Here is a 13,085-nt window from a genome sequence, read left to right on the forward strand (position 1 = left end):
TCCTTCTCCGCTCTTCCGGCAGCCCGGACGACGACGCGACGGGATTCCGGCCCACCGCATGAGCATATCGTCACCACCCGTGCACCCTCCGCCCCGGCCCGCAGCGGCAGAGCCGTGGACGATCTCACGCCGACTGCGCACGGAGGTCCCGGCTCCTCGAACCGTACGGTTTCGCCCACCGTGGCCCCTTTCCCACGATGGCCCTGTCAGCGCCGGTCGGGCAGCACCCTCACCCCGGCACACTCCGTATCCAGAGTGCGGGGGCGTCCGCCGCTACGGCCCTTTTTCTTGCGGTTGGCCTGCTGGTCGGCGCGTTCGGGGATCACCGTGCGGATGCCCCGGGCCACGAGGTCTGCGCGGATCTGCTTGGAGGAGTACGCCTTGTCTGCGAGCAGCGCGTCCGGGGTGGTGCGCGGCCTGCCCCGGCCGAGTCGCGTATCGCGGAACCCGGATGTCGCCCAGCACGAGGCGCAGGACCTGTCCGTCATGGACCTGGCCCGGAGTGACTACGACGGCCGGCGGCCGTTGCCGTCCACGGCGTGATGGATCTTGGTTGTCAGGCCCCCGCGGGATCGGCCTATCCCATGGCCCACCGGCTCACCCTCGGTCGCGGTAGCTTCACTCTCGCTGCGGCAGGTGGCAGCGCCGGCGTCCTTCTCCGGCCGGGCCGTGTTCGTAGCGTGCTGATGGGCCCGGTTGATCGTCGAGTCGACCGAGACAGTCCAGCCGGTCCCGCCGATCGAGTCCGCCTGAGCGGTCAGCTGCGCCAGAACCGTGTCCCAGGTGCCGTCAGCCGCCCATCTGCGGTGCCGTTTCCACACCGTCTGCCAGGGCCCGAACGTCTCGCGCGGCGGCTCTGTCCACGGGATCCCGGTGCGATACCGGTAGATGATCCCCTCGATGATGCGACGGTGGTCGGCGAACGGACGTCCTGCCTTCCCCGTGTTGCGGGGAAGGCAGGACGCCGGGCGCGCCCACTGCGCTTCGGTCAGCGGGCGCATGCGCCCGCTCGTGGTCACCGAGGCCGGTAGGCGGTGGCCAGCACGGAGACGGTGACCCGGTCGGGCAGGAGGCCGTCATCAGCCAGGTCTGCACGGCTCACGTGGCGTGCACTCGGCGTCATCCCCACCAGGTCGAGAGCCTCCTGCTGGGTCAAAGGCACGGTGTACTGGACCTGTTCGGTGAGGACGGCTTCGAAGAAGGGATCCAGCGCCCGGTGCAGGCGTTGTTCCTTGGCCGGATCGATTGTGACCATCGCGTGCATCCGGTCACGCAGCTCGGCCAGGTGCTGTCCGGTAGGACGGACCACGACCAGCCGGCCGGTCGGGCGGAGCACTCGGTGGAACTCCGTCGGGTTGCGCGGGGCGAACACGTCCAACACGACATCGGCTACGCCGCCGGCCAGTGGAAAGGGGCGGAAGACGTCCCAGGCCGCCGCGGCGGCTCGTGCATGGGCACGAGCCGCCGAGCGCAGCGCGCGCACCGACGTGTCCAGCCCCAGGCCACGGGCGCCGGGCATCTGGTCGAGCACGCCGGCCAGGTAGTAGCCCGTGCCGCATCCGACGTCCACCACCGTGGCCTGCTCAGGTGCGGCGTCGGCCGCCAGGCGGGCGACGGCTTCGCCGATGGGCGCGTAGGTGCCGGTGGACAGGAAGCGGTCTCGGGCCTGGGCCATGGCCGCGTCGTCGCCGCTGGTGGCACGGGTGCCCGTCAACAGGCCGGCGTAGCCGTGGCGGGCGATGTCGAAGGTGTGACCCGCCGGGCAGCGCAGTGCGCTGCGGTCGGGGTGCAGGCGGTGCGTGCGGCAGGTTGGGCAGCGCAGCAGGTCGAGGGACAGCGCGAGGGCAGGGGGAAGCGACACGGGCACGAGGCACTCCTGGCAAGGGTGAAGGGAAGAAGGCCGTGCCTGCACGCGCGCTCAGAGCGTCACTGCCTCAGGAAGGAACGGGCAGCGTCGGGAATGTGGTTCACGCAGCAGGCACACCAGGGAGGGCGACGCCGTCCGGCATCGCCCTCAACGTCTTCCGATCAGAGGAAGCAGCAGTGCGGGGTGCTCATGAATGCCATGCCATGAGTCTACGAGCACTGGCGAAGTCCCTCATGCCCGCCGAAGTTGGGAGACACGGCCTAGTCGGCGGTCTTCGTCCAGGCGAAGGGTCTGGGATGCCCGTTGAAGTCGGTGAGCCGGCCGCGCATGTCGCAGTTCGGGGGCCTGGACGCAGCGGTGGACACCGCGCCTGAGCTTCTTCTGCGTCAGCTCGGCGAACCGCCGCTCCACCAGGATCAGCCACGACGAGCTCGTTGATGTCGCGTCCGGTCCTGGACGTGGTGCAGCGCCCTCGCAACGGGCAGTGACTGCACACGCGTTCGAATTGACCCGCTCGACGTCTCCGGGGGCAGTGCGATGGCGGATGCGGGCGGGCCGGGGCTCGGAGCCGGCGCGCTGCCCGCCCCCTGTCCCTGGCGCGACTGGCCGAGCGGCCGCGGCGCGGCCCGCCGGCCCCGTGACAGCAGACGACTTTCCGGCCGCCCGGTCATGACATCCTGTAACGCCACAAGGCATTACGGTATGCCGGACGACAGGCCGCAAGACGGGCGCCCGGCGGTGACGGGGAAGAACGATGAAACTCTGTTTTTTGGTGGAGGAGCAGTATCGCCACGACGGTATGCCCGTCGAAGTGATCCGCCAACTCGCCTCCTGGGGACACCAAGTGGACGTGTTGCGCCCCGGCGGCTCCCTGTTGCGCCTGACAGAGGCCGTACAGACGAGCGTCCATGACGCATGGGTGCTCAAGACGGTCTCCGGCGGCCCGGGCCTCACCCTTCTCGAAGCGGCGGCCTCGGCCGGCCTGACGACGATCAATAACGCCCGGGCGATACGAGGCGTAAGGGACAAGGCGCTGGCCGCCGCCATCGGCCTCCGTCGCGGGCTGCCCCTGCCTGCGACCTACGCGGCCGCGCTGCCCGAACTGCTCGTGGAGATACCCGAGTCGGAGTATCCGATCGTGGTCAAGCCCGCTGACGGCAGCTCGGGCCGGGCCGTGCACCTGGTGTCCTCCCCGCGCCGGCTCGCCGAGATGCTCCCCGACCTGGCGGGGGAGGGCATGCTCATTGCCCAACCGTACGTGCCCAACTCCGGCGTTGACATCAAGGTGTACAGCATCGGCGACGAGCTGTACGCCACCGAGCGCCGTTCCCCGCTCCACCCTGACCACGCTGTACGGGAGCGCCGCGTTCCGCTGTCGGCCGAGATCGCCGCGATTGCTGGTCAGGTCGGCGTGGTCTACGGCCTCGATCTGTACGGTGTGGACGTGGTCCTGGGGCCGAACGGCCCTGTGGTCGTCGACGTGAACGACTTTCCCAGCTTCCGTCAGGTCCCCGACGCGCCGGTACGCCTGGCAAGAGCCGTCCTCGCTCTGGCGGCCGGCGCTGGCGAGGCGACCGCGGCTGCGCAGCCGCCGCTCGGCACCGTTCCGGTCCCCGTGACGGCAGGCAAGACGGCATGAGAATCGGCCTGATCACGTCTGAGCCCGGTCACCCGCTACTGAGCCTCACTACGGCCCTGCTCGCGCCCGACCACCACGTGGATGTGCTGGATCCGCGTACGCCGCTGCCCGTTTCCGAACCGCTCGCTGACGTCTACCTACTGAAGGCACGTACGCCACATGCCCTCGCACTCGCCCGGGTCCTGGAGCAACGTCGCGCCTGCGTGATCAACTCGGCCACTGCGACCGCGCTGTGCCAGGACCGTACGTCCATGGCCGCACTGGCCCTGAGTGCTGACCTCCCCTTCGCGGCCACGCGCACCTTCACCACCCTCGCCCGGCTGGCGTCCGGGCCGGCCCTGTCCGGACCCGCGGTGGTCAAGAGCCGCCACAGCCGGCGGCACGATGTGGTGGCCCGCGTCGACAGCCCTTCGCACCTGCGGGACTTGGCCGCCGCCCATCCGGACGAGCCGGTCGTGGTCCAGGATTTCGCCCCCAACGACGGCTGGGACTACAAGCTCTGGGCGATCGGCGACCGGCTCTTCGCCGGCCTGCGTCGCTCCGAACTCTCCCCCGAGGGACGCGGCCCCACACGAGCGCTCCGCCTCGACGACCTGCCGCCCGGATGGCCGGCCCTGGTGCACCGCGTCGGAGAGGTGTTCTCCCTCGACGTCTACGGCGTGGACATCATCGACCGCGGCCACGGCGCCCCACTGATCGTGGACATCAACGCCTTCCCCGGCATCCGGGGCCAGTCGGGTGCTCCCGAGGCTCTGGCAGCGCTGGCCCTGTCCCGGGCCAACGGAGCCGATACGGACCGGCTTGCATGCCGTGGTGCGGGAGACGCGGGTAGAAGCGGTCAGGACCGTCTCGTACGGCGGGCCCCGGAGTCCGGGCCCGCCACCGAGCCCTAACCGCCGCGGCGTACACCGGCAGTCCCACCACCAGGCCCGCGCCCGCGCCGAAGCACAGCGTCGGCACCAGATCCCAGAACCCGGCTCTCGGCCCCCGCACGGCGGCCCAGTCGTGCGCGGTCCGCTGCGCGGCACCGGCCGCCGCGCAGCCGGCGACCACCACCGCGGCCGCCCGCCGGTCCCGGACCGACAGCACGGGTACGCCCGCAGGCGTGTCCGCAGGCGTGCCTGCCGTCGCGGCCGTCGCCCGCCGACGCGTCAGCGTTCTGTGGGCCCCGATCCCTGACCGGCGGTGCTACGAAGTCAGTCGTAGGAGGTGAGGACGCACCCATGCCGCCCCGGTCCAGCTTGTACCACTCCCGTCCGCTTGTGCGGTGCTGCGGAAAACCAGCTCAACGATCAGTGCGCAGCAGCTCGACGTGTCCGACGAGGGCGGGTGCCTGCCGCGCGGCAGCGAGTTCAAACGCCCCGGCGTGCACCGAGATCAGGCTCAGCCGGTGGCCCAGGAGATCGTGCGTCTCTCCCGCGATCCGGTTCCGTTCCGCCGGCCGGGCCGCCGCGGCGGTCAGCGTACGGGCCTGTTCCAGATACGCGTTGCGTTCCCGCAGCAGGCTGACCAGGGGCCGGCCGCGCACGGCTGGGTGGAGGATCAGGTGTGGACCGGCGCCCGGGTCGCCACGCTGATCGGCCGCACCTTCCCCATCTCCTACAGCATCTCCGGGGCGACCCGGCTGATGCGTCGACTCGGCTTCACCCCGCAGATGCCCGCCCGCCGGGCGGCCGAGCGCGACGAGGCAGCGATCACCGCCTGAAAGGAGAGCACCTGGCCGGAGGTAAAAGGACAAGGGCGGCCGCCGGCGGCTGGATCCGCTTCGAGGACGAGGCCTGCCAGCAGCGGCGGCCGCCGCGGAGCCCGTCGAGCAGCCCGAGCCCCTGGGCGTCTGACGCGTCTCGACCGCTCCCCCTCCACCGCGGGTGGAACTCCGTCAGCGAAAACGCCCGGCCCGCCCGGCCCCGGTACTGATCCCCTGTTCCCATGAGCCTGTTGGCGGAAGTGTCCGCTCGGGAACCGGACGGCGACATGCGGATACTCGACGTGCCGGAGGACTTCCATCAGTCCGCCGGGTTCGAGTCCTGGCGTACGACGGTGTGGGATCGGTGCTGGTGCGTTCGCTGGGTGCCTGCTTCCTCCCCGTGCCGGCCGACAGAAATCTGGAGGTCGAGGCGGACCAGGTGCCGGGCTTCCTGCGTGAGATCGCCCTGCTGCGTGCCCATCTCGATCTGATCGCCTTCGGCACCAAGCACCCGCGGACGGCCGAGGAGCACCGGGAGCAGATCCAGCTCCGGCTGCGGATCATCGAGGAAGCCGCTCTGCGAGCCCTGGGGATCGGCGGCGGTGTTCTCATCCGGTGCCGTACGGGATGCGGTGGCGTACGAAAACCGCCGCCCCGCTCGGGCAGTGACCGAGCGGGGCGGCGGACGGGACGAGGAGAGGGGCGGCGGGGACTTGGGCCCTTCTCCTCGGGACTGTGCCGGGAGTTACCCCATCTCCTCCAGGGCCTTGCCCTTCGTCTCCTTGACGAACTTCAGGACGAACGGGATGGAGAGCGCCGCGAAGAACGTGTAGATCAGGTAGGTGCCGGAGAGGTTCCAGTCGGCCAGCGACGGGAAGCTCGCGGTGATGGCCCAGTTGGCGATCCACTGGGCGGAGGCGGCCACGCCCAGGGCGGCGGCGCGGATCTTGTTCGGGAACATCTCGCCGAGCAGCACCCAGACGACCACACCCCAGGACAGGGCGAAGAAGAGGACGAAGAGGTGGGCGGCGACCAGGGCAACCAGGCCCTGGGTGGCCGGCAGCTTGCCGTCGACCAACGGGTGCGAGAACGCCCAGGCCTCCAGGGCCAGGCCGACGACCATGCCGGAGGAGCCGATGAGCGCGAGCGGCTTGCGGCCGATGCGGTCCACGAAGATCATCGCGATCACGGTGCCGACGATGTTGATGATCGACGTGGTGAAGGAGTAGAGGAACGAGTCCGTCGGGTTGATGCCGACCGACTGCCACAGCGTCGCGGAGTAGTAGAACGCGACGTTGATGCCGACGAACTGCTGGAATGCGGACAGGCCGATGCCGATCCAGACGATCCGCTTGAAGAGGAAGCTGCTGCCGAGCAGGTCCTTGAAGGTGGACTTGTGCTCGCGCTTCATGGCGTGCTCGATCTCGGCCACGCGGGCGTCGAGGTCGATGTCCTTGCCCTCGACCTCGGCGAGAATCTCGCGGGCGCGCTCGCGGCGGCCGACGGAGAGCAGGAAGCGCGGGGACTCGGGAATGACGAAGGAGAGCAGTCCGTAGAGCATGGCGGGGACGACCATGACCCCGAGCATGACCTGCCAGGCCTCCAGGCCCAGCAGTTCGCCGCGCTGGTCGCCGCCGGCGGCGTGGAGCAGACCCCAGTTGACCAGCTGGGAGGTGGCGATGCCGATGACGATCGCGGCCTGCTGGAAGGAGCCGAGGCGGCCGCGGTAGGCGGGCGGGGCGACCTCGGCGATGTAGGCCGGCCCGATGACCGAGGCCATGCCGATGGCGAAGCCGCCGACGATGCGCCAGAAGGCGAGGTCCCACAGGGCGAAGGGCAGGGCGGAGCCGATGGCGCTGACGGCGAACAGGGTCGCGGCGATCTGCATGCACCGGATGCGGCCGATGCGGTCGGCCATGCGGCCCGCGGTCGCGGCGCCGACGGCGCAGCCGATCAGGGCGATGGCGATGACCTGGGCCAGCTCCGCAGATCCGATGCCATAGCGGCTCCGGATGGCCTCGACGACGCCGTTGACCACGGAGCTGTCGTAACCGAAGAGGAAACCGCCCATGGCGGCCGACGCCGCGATGAAGATGACGTGCCCGAGATGTTCGGGATGAGCCGTACCGGCTCCTGGCCTGGGGGCCTGCTCTGTGTTGGTCACGTGTAACTCCTCGGGCCACCGGCAACGCTGCCGGGGTGGGGTCAGCCCTTCCAGGTGAAACCTGAAGGTAAAAGCAACGCTGCAGAGATCACGTCTTCAAATATCGAAGTCAATACCTCTGCTACTGCGAGATTTCACCGCCCGTCAAGCGGGCTTGCGTTTAAAAGTTGCAGTCAAGTACCGGACATGATCCGACTACCCCGAAGTCGCGGAGGCACGCGGGGTCCATGGCACAGGAGTTCCCGGGCAGCGGGGCCTCGGCTCGGGCCCGTGCTTCGGCTGGACGAGTCTTTCCGAATGCCTGCGTGCATGAAGCGAGGGTGCTCAAGATCCGTTTGTGACGACGAACTTGACCACCCTCGTGACCGCACTGTAGGTGAAGATCGACGATGACTGGGCCGGGATCGCCCGGCTGCCGGGCAGGCCACCGAGGCTGAGTCACTCCGAGTTGCTGTGCCTGGCCGTCATACAGGCCCTGCCCGGCTTTCACAGCGAGGCCCGCCGGCCGCGGCCCGTACGCGCCCACTACCGCGTCATGTGCCCGTACGTCCCACAGGACGCCGGCTACAACGAGCTCCTACGGGCCGCGCTGCCGCAGGTCAAACGCCTGATCCGGGTCCTCGCCAAGGACACCGACTTCTGGCACGACACCGTGTGGATCTGCGACTCCACGCCAGTGCCCTGCGGGATGTCACGGCCCACGGTGAAGCGGTGCGAAGTGGCGGGGTGGGCCGGCTGCGGCTACTGCTCGTCACATTCACGGTTCTACTGGGGGCTGCGGCTGTTCCTGGCGTGCGCCCCCTCGGGCATGCCGATCCTGTGGGCCCTGGCCGGCCCGAAGCTCGATGAGCGTGAGGTCCTGGCGGCGATGCTGGAGGTCGACACCCAGCTCGTGCGGGAACGGCCCGGCCTGCTGCTGAACACGGACAAGGGTTTCGCGTCCAGGGCCTTTGAGCGGTCTCCGTCCGAGCAGGGCATCACGCTCCTGTGGCCGTCGATGAAACGCGAGGCCGCCCGCCCCGGAGAGCCGATGCTCAAGAAGGTCCGCCAGTTGATCGAGTCGGTGAACGACACTCTCAAGGGCCAGCTCGACCTGGAACAACACGGCGGTCGCACCTGCGAGGGCGTGGCCGTGCGCGTCGTGCAGCGCGTCCTTGTGCCGGCCACCGTGGTCTGGCACAACTTCCAGACCGGGCAGGCGGTCAGCCGCTCACTGACCGCCTACGATCACTGAACGTGTTCGGAAAGACTCGTCCAGCCGGCCCGAGGACGCCCGAGTGCTCGCCAAACTGGCCGACACCCTCACCGATGCCGACAGCCTGGACGTGGGGTGGTCACTGGGCGACGTAGCCGCCGTCGACGGGGAGGGCGACGCCGATGACGAAGCTGGCGCCGGGGCTGCACAGCCACAGCACGGCCTGAGCGATTTCGTCGGCGGTGCCGAGGCGGTTGATGGGCTGGCCTGCTTCGGCTTCGGCGCGGTCGAGTTCTCCCTTGGCGATCATGTCGCTGACCATGGGGGTGTCGATGGTGCCGGGGCAGATGGCGTTGATGCGGATGCCGCGCGGGGCGTACTCGAGGGCGGCACTGCCGGTCAGGCCGATCACACCGTGTTTGGAGGCGTGGTAGGAGGCGCGGCCGGGGATACCAACGAGGCCGCCCAGGGAGGAGCAGTTGACGATGGCGCCGCTGCCTTGGGTGCGCATGTGACGCAGTTCGTGTTTCATGCCGGCCCAGATGCCCCGCAGGTTGACGGCGTGGACACGGTCGAAGACCTCGGCGGGTTCGTCGGCGGCGTCCGCGGGCGGGATCTGGATGCCGGCGTTGTTGTAGGCCATGTCGAGGCGGCCGAAAGTGTCCACTGTGCGGTCGACCGCGGCGGCGACCTGGTCCTCGTCGGTGACATCGCAGATGATGGCGATGACGTGGTGGCCTTCACCAGTGAGCTGCTCGGCGGCGGACGTCAGGGCGGCTTCGTCGATGTCGGTGAGGGCGACAGCGGCGCCGGAGGCGGCGAAGGCGCGGGCGGTGGCCAGGCCCATGCCGGAGGAGGCTCCGGTGACGAAGGCGACCCGGCCGGCGAAGTCGTAGGTGGGGTTCATGGGCGTTCTCCCGGGGAGGGCTGGGCGGCGGACAGAGGCCTGAGCGCGTGCCGGTACTGGGTGGGGGGTGAAGCGGGTCCTGACCGGGCCAGGACAGTGCCTCGATGGTGATGCGGTCGGTGGTGGCGAGCCGGCCTTGGAAAGGCCCGACCTCCGTGCGGTGAAGACTCGACATCTCCACCACACCGGAGGTCTTCGCCATGATCAAACCCGGCCAGTGTCAACAACGCTCGTGATCAATACAGGCACAGTGTCCCGGGGCGGTTCAACCTGCCCGGGGCCCGCATCCTGGGGTTGTCCAAGCTGGCCCGTGTCGTCGAGTACTTCGCCTGCCGCCCGCAGGTCCAAGAACGCCTGACCAAGCAGGTCGCCGACTGGCTGCAGACCCACCTGGAACCCAAGGGGGTCGGCGTGGTGATCGAGGCCGAGCACGCCTGCATGACCCTGCGCGGCGTCCAGGCCACCGGCTCCACCACCATGACGTCCACCCTGCTCGGCCTGCTCCGGTCCGACGCCCGCTCCCGCAGCGAATTCCTCGCCCTGACCGGTGCCACCTCCTGACGCACCGCGCCGCACGTAGCCCGTCCCGACATCGGAAGGCCACACCACCCGGAGACTCTTGCCGCATGGCTGACCGCCGTGGCAGACGGTTCATCACTCCTGGTGGCGCCGGCCAGAAGGACGGCGTGTGGGAGCGGGTGCTCACGGCACTCCGGGCACGCAAGCGGGTGCAGCTCGGCCGGGTGGCATCGCGGGAGTGCTTGCGCAGGCCGGCTGCGATAGCACGCCAGCCGGAATGCGAACAAAGAGCAGGTCACCAGCTCGCCGGCGAGCTTGACGGTGACGTCTCCGAAGTCGACCTCGGCCTCGGCTCCGGGCCGGTGGGTCTGCGGGACGAACGCGTCGACCACGCCTCTGCCCGCTTGCAGGCGGATCTCCTCACGGCGGGCGGCGACGTGGGCGCCGACCATCGGGTAGGAGATGTCGACCGCGTCGTGCTCGTCCAGCAGCCGCTCGTAGATCAGCTTGACCGTGTGCGGCTGCTTCCGTGGCGCGGTCAGGTCCGCCTTCAGGATGGTGTCGATCACCGGCTCGTAGGGGTCCAGGCGCGCCGCCCGCGGCCTCATCTTCTTCCGCGGTCCCGGCAACGCCGATGCGAGAGCTCTCTGCACGGTCTCGTAGCCGACGCCGTACTTCCGCATGAGCGCGCACGTCGACAGGCCTGTCCTGGCATCCCGGCGGATCGCCGCGTACAGATCGACCTTGGACTTCGGCAGCGCCCGGGCCCCCTCGTCGTGCAGAGCACGACCATGGTCCCGAAGCAAGCACCGAGGTGTTCTCGAATGCAGTCACGGCCTCTGGCTATGAGGGGATGGTCACCGGTCCGCAGGGACGTTCGGGCGGTCAGGGTGACGAGGTGGACCGCGACGGCGCCGACGGGCACGGCGATGCCGTAGCCCGCGAGCAGGCCCGCGACGAGCGCGGCGCTCACGACCGCGGCGGACCGGGCCTCCGGGGACGGCCGGGCTGCTGCTGGGACCGTGCGGAGAGGTCGGCGGCGGACGGCAGCGACGAGAACACATCGGTCGTGGACACGGCCGGATCCTGTATCCCGCGCCGTTCGGGCGGCAACCGAATTACGATACGGAATGGGTGGTTCCCAGCCAGATCCAGCAGGTCCCCGATCTGGCCGAACTTCATGTCGTGCCCTAGGTGCCCCCGGGCATCTAAAGAAGATCGGCACGACGCACCCTTCGTCTGCGAGGCCTTCCATGACAGACCTGACCGAACTGTCCGAGCCCGTCTCCTTCCCCCAGGACCGGACCTGCCCCTATCACCCGCCCACCGGGTACGACCCGCTGCGCGCCGCCCGGCCACTGGCCCGCATCCAGCTCTACGACGGCCGCCCGGCCTGGCTCGTGACCGGCCACGCCGTCGCCCGCGACCTGCTGGTGGACCCCCGGCTGTCCACGGACCGCACCCGCTCGGGCTTCCCCGTCACCACGCCCCGCTTCGCCGCGGTCCGCGACCGCAGGCCGGCACTCCTGGGCGTCGACGACCCCAAGCACCGCACCCAGCGGCGGATGATGATCCCGAGCTTCACCCTCAAGCGCGCCACCGAGCTGAGGCCGCGCATCCAGGAGATCGTCGACGAACTGCTGGACGCGATGATCGCGCAGGGGCCGCCCGTCGACCTGGTGCGCGCCTTCGCGCTGCCGGTCCCGTCCATGGTGATCTGCACCCTGCTCGGCGTGCCCTACGCCGACCACGAGTTCTTCGAGGAGCAGTCGAGGCGGCTGCTGCGGGGACCGACGGCCGAGGAGACGCAGGACGCCCGGGACCGGCTGGCGGCGTACCTGGAGAAACTGATCGACCACAAGCAGCGGCAGCCCGGCGAGGGCCTGCTGGACGAACTCGTCCAGCAGCGGCTGCGCGAGGGCGAGCTGGACCGCGAGGAGCTGACCGCGCTGGCGATGATCCTCCTGGTCGCGGGCCACGAGACCACGGCCAACATGATCTCCCTCGGCACCTACACGCTCTTGCTGCACCCCGACCGGCTGGCCGAACTGCGCGCCGCCCCCTCGCTGCTGCCGGACGCGATCGAGGAACTCATGCGGATGCTGTCCATCGCGGACGGGCTGCTGCGGCTGGCCACCGAGGACATCGAGATCGCCGGGACCACGATCAGGGCCGGGGACGGCGTGGTCTTCTCCACCTCCGTCATCAACCGCGACGAGGACGTCTATCCGGCGCCCGACACGCTCGACTTCCACCGCTCGACCCGTCACCACGTCGCCTTCGGCTTCGGCATCCACCAGTGCCTCGGCCAGAACCTCGCCCGCACCGAGCTGGAGATCGCCCTGCGCACGCTCCTCGAACGACTGCCCGGGCTCCGGCTCGCCGCCCCGCCGGAGGAGATCCCCTTCAAACCCGGCAACACCATCCAGGGGATGCTGGAACTCCCCGTCAGCTGGTAAGAGGCTGCCGTCATGCACATCGAGATCGACAAGGACCGCTGTATCGGCGCCGGACAGTGCGCCCTGACCGCGCCGGGAGTGTTCACCCAGGACGACGACGGCTTCAGCGCCCTGCTGCCCGGCCGGGAGGACGGCGCCGGCGACCCGCTGGTCCGGGAAGCCGCCCGCGCCTGCCCCGTGGGCGCCATCACGCTGTCCGAGGACGAGTAGCGGGTCACGCCGACCGCCTGTCCGCCGCCGCACGCGGCGGGCCGGCTGACCCGCCGCGTGCCCGTCACGCCGGCCCGGGGCCCAGGCGGCGGAGGATCGACCAGAAGGCCACCGCGCGGGTGCCGTTGAGCTGCTTGACCAGGTAGCGCATCTGCGCGCCGGCCGACTTGGGGAGGGGGCGGGCGAACGCCTGCTGCACGGCCCGCTCAAGGCCGTCACCGACGATGCCCATCGGGGGTCTCCGTTCATGATCGGCTGCGGGGGTCGCTGTGCGGCGTTCCCGGCCGGGCCGGGGTAGTTACCCGGGGCCGGGTGGAACGGGCCGCACGGCGGCGTCCAGGGTGGTCAGGGGACGTGTAGGATCTCGCGATCCATGTCATAGAGCATCGCTCTGACCTGCGGCTCTTCAGGCTGTCTCACGCCATGTCATGCCGTGTT

10 protein-coding genes and 5 pseudogenes are annotated in these 13,085 nt (G+C 69.9%); 7 read left to right on the forward strand and 8 right to left on the reverse strand.

The features are described from left to right. Positions 1 to 242 precede the first annotated feature (242 nt). Positions 243 to 1,019, reverse strand: a pseudogene (locus ACFP2V_RS27285) (IS5 family transposase); the annotation flags it as partial. Continuing rightward, positions 1,016 to 1,867, reverse strand: coding sequence for a putative RNA methyltransferase (locus ACFP2V_RS27290; protein WP_381217828.1), 852 nt, complete (start codon positions 1,865 to 1,867; stop codon positions 1,016 to 1,018). The pseudogene ACFP2V_RS27285 and the gene ACFP2V_RS27290, both read right to left, overlap by 4 nt. A 754-nt stretch (positions 1,868 to 2,621) precedes the next feature. Between ACFP2V_RS27290 and ACFP2V_RS27295 the strand changes: the two genes are divergently transcribed. Continuing rightward, positions 2,622 to 3,506, forward strand: coding sequence for an ATP-grasp domain-containing protein (locus tag ACFP2V_RS27295; protein ID WP_381217830.1), 885 nt, complete (start codon positions 2,622 to 2,624; stop codon positions 3,504 to 3,506). Continuing rightward, the gene (locus ACFP2V_RS27300; RefSeq protein WP_381217832.1) at positions 3,503 to 4,399 is read left to right on the forward strand and encodes an ATP-grasp domain-containing protein; all 897 of its coding nucleotides are present in this window, start codon (positions 3,503 to 3,505) and stop codon (positions 4,397 to 4,399) included. The genes ACFP2V_RS27295 and ACFP2V_RS27300 overlap by 4 nt, the downstream gene beginning before the upstream one ends. Before the next feature lie 392 nt (positions 4,400 to 4,791). Here ACFP2V_RS27300 and ACFP2V_RS27305 read toward each other — a convergent pair whose 3' ends face one another. Next, positions 4,792 to 5,034 (reverse strand): histidine kinase, encoded by a 243-nt coding sequence (locus ACFP2V_RS27305; protein WP_381217834.1) that lies wholly within the window; start codon positions 5,032 to 5,034, stop codon positions 4,792 to 4,794. Between ACFP2V_RS27305 and ACFP2V_RS38725 the strand changes: the two are divergent. Continuing rightward, positions 5,014 to 5,310 (forward strand): annotated as a pseudogene (locus ACFP2V_RS38725) (helix-turn-helix domain-containing protein); the annotation flags it as partial. The gene ACFP2V_RS27305 and the pseudogene ACFP2V_RS38725 overlap by 21 nt on opposite strands. Before the next feature lie 202 nt (positions 5,311 to 5,512). On the opposite strand, the gene ACFP2V_RS27315 reads toward ACFP2V_RS38725, so the two are convergent. Next, positions 5,513 to 5,725, reverse strand: coding sequence for a hypothetical protein (locus ACFP2V_RS27315; protein WP_381217839.1), 213 nt, complete (start codon positions 5,723 to 5,725; stop codon positions 5,513 to 5,515). Between the two features lie 213 nt (positions 5,726 to 5,938). Then, the gene (locus ACFP2V_RS27320) at positions 5,939 to 7,357 is read right to left on the reverse strand and encodes a sugar porter family MFS transporter (protein ID WP_381217841.1); all 1,419 of its coding nucleotides are present in this window, start codon (positions 7,355 to 7,357) and stop codon (positions 5,939 to 5,941) included. Positions 7,358 to 7,733: 376 nt separating this feature from the next. Here ACFP2V_RS27320 and ACFP2V_RS27325 point away from each other — a divergent pair, with 376 nt between their 5' ends. Then, on the forward strand, positions 7,734 to 8,591 hold the full coding sequence (locus ACFP2V_RS27325; protein WP_381217843.1) for an IS982 family transposase: 858 nt from the start codon (positions 7,734 to 7,736) through the stop codon (positions 8,589 to 8,591). Between the two features lie 100 nt (positions 8,592 to 8,691). Here ACFP2V_RS27325 and ACFP2V_RS27330 read toward each other — a convergent pair whose 3' ends face one another. Further along, positions 8,692 to 9,459 carry an SDR family NAD(P)-dependent oxidoreductase gene (locus tag ACFP2V_RS27330; RefSeq protein WP_381217845.1) on the reverse strand — a complete coding sequence of 256 codons (768 nt, stop codon included), beginning with the start codon at positions 9,457 to 9,459 and terminating at the stop codon, positions 8,692 to 8,694. 270 nt (positions 9,460 to 9,729) lie between these two features. Here ACFP2V_RS27330 and folE point away from each other — a divergent pair. Continuing rightward, positions 9,730 to 10,020 (forward strand): annotated as a pseudogene (folE, locus tag ACFP2V_RS27335) (GTP cyclohydrolase I); the annotation flags it as partial. 817 nt (positions 10,021 to 10,837) lie between these two features. Here folE and ACFP2V_RS27340 read toward each other — a convergent pair. Continuing rightward, positions 10,838 to 10,951 (reverse strand): annotated as a pseudogene (locus ACFP2V_RS27340) (lysine transporter LysE); the annotation flags it as partial. A gap of 280 nt (positions 10,952 to 11,231) precedes the next feature. Here ACFP2V_RS27340 and ACFP2V_RS27345 point away from each other — a divergent pair. Together ACFP2V_RS27345 and ACFP2V_RS27350 are read left to right on the forward strand one after the other, a co-directional pair. Beyond that, positions 11,232 to 12,437 (forward strand): cytochrome P450, encoded by a 1,206-nt coding sequence (locus ACFP2V_RS27345; protein ID WP_381217847.1) that lies wholly within the window; start codon positions 11,232 to 11,234, stop codon positions 12,435 to 12,437. Between the two features lie 12 nt (positions 12,438 to 12,449). Then, positions 12,450 to 12,647, forward strand: coding sequence for a ferredoxin (locus ACFP2V_RS27350; RefSeq protein WP_055571498.1), 198 nt, complete (start codon positions 12,450 to 12,452; stop codon positions 12,645 to 12,647). A gap of 106 nt (positions 12,648 to 12,753) precedes the next feature. On the opposite strand, the pseudogene ACFP2V_RS27355 reads toward ACFP2V_RS27350, so the two are convergent. Continuing rightward, positions 12,754 to 12,879 (reverse strand): annotated as a pseudogene (locus ACFP2V_RS27355) (telomere-protecting terminal protein Tpg); the annotation flags it as partial. Positions 12,880 to 13,085: the final 206 nt, after the last annotated feature.

The sequence above is a fragment of the Streptomyces incanus genome (assembly GCF_042656345.1).
GTDB lineage: Bacteria > Actinomycetota > Actinomycetes > Streptomycetales > Streptomycetaceae > Streptomyces > Streptomyces incanus.

Excerpts from the sequence above, each read along its gene's own strand:
- ACFP2V_RS27295 (WP_381217830.1), top strand. The coding sequence starts at position 2,622 with ATGAAACTCTGTTTTTTGGTGGAGGAGCAGTATCGCCACGACGGTATG.
- ACFP2V_RS27330 (WP_381217845.1), bottom strand. The coding sequence starts at position 9,459 with ATGAACCCCACCTACGACTTCGCCGGCCGGGTCGCCTTCGTCACCGGA.
- ACFP2V_RS27345 (WP_381217847.1), top strand. The coding sequence starts at position 11,232 with ATGACAGACCTGACCGAACTGTCCGAGCCCGTCTCCTTCCCCCAGGAC.
- ACFP2V_RS27350 (WP_055571498.1), top strand. The coding sequence starts at position 12,450 with ATGCACATCGAGATCGACAAGGACCGCTGTATCGGCGCCGGACAGTGC.
- ACFP2V_RS27300 (WP_381217832.1), top strand. The coding sequence starts at position 3,503 with ATGAGAATCGGCCTGATCACGTCTGAGCCCGGTCACCCGCTACTGAGC.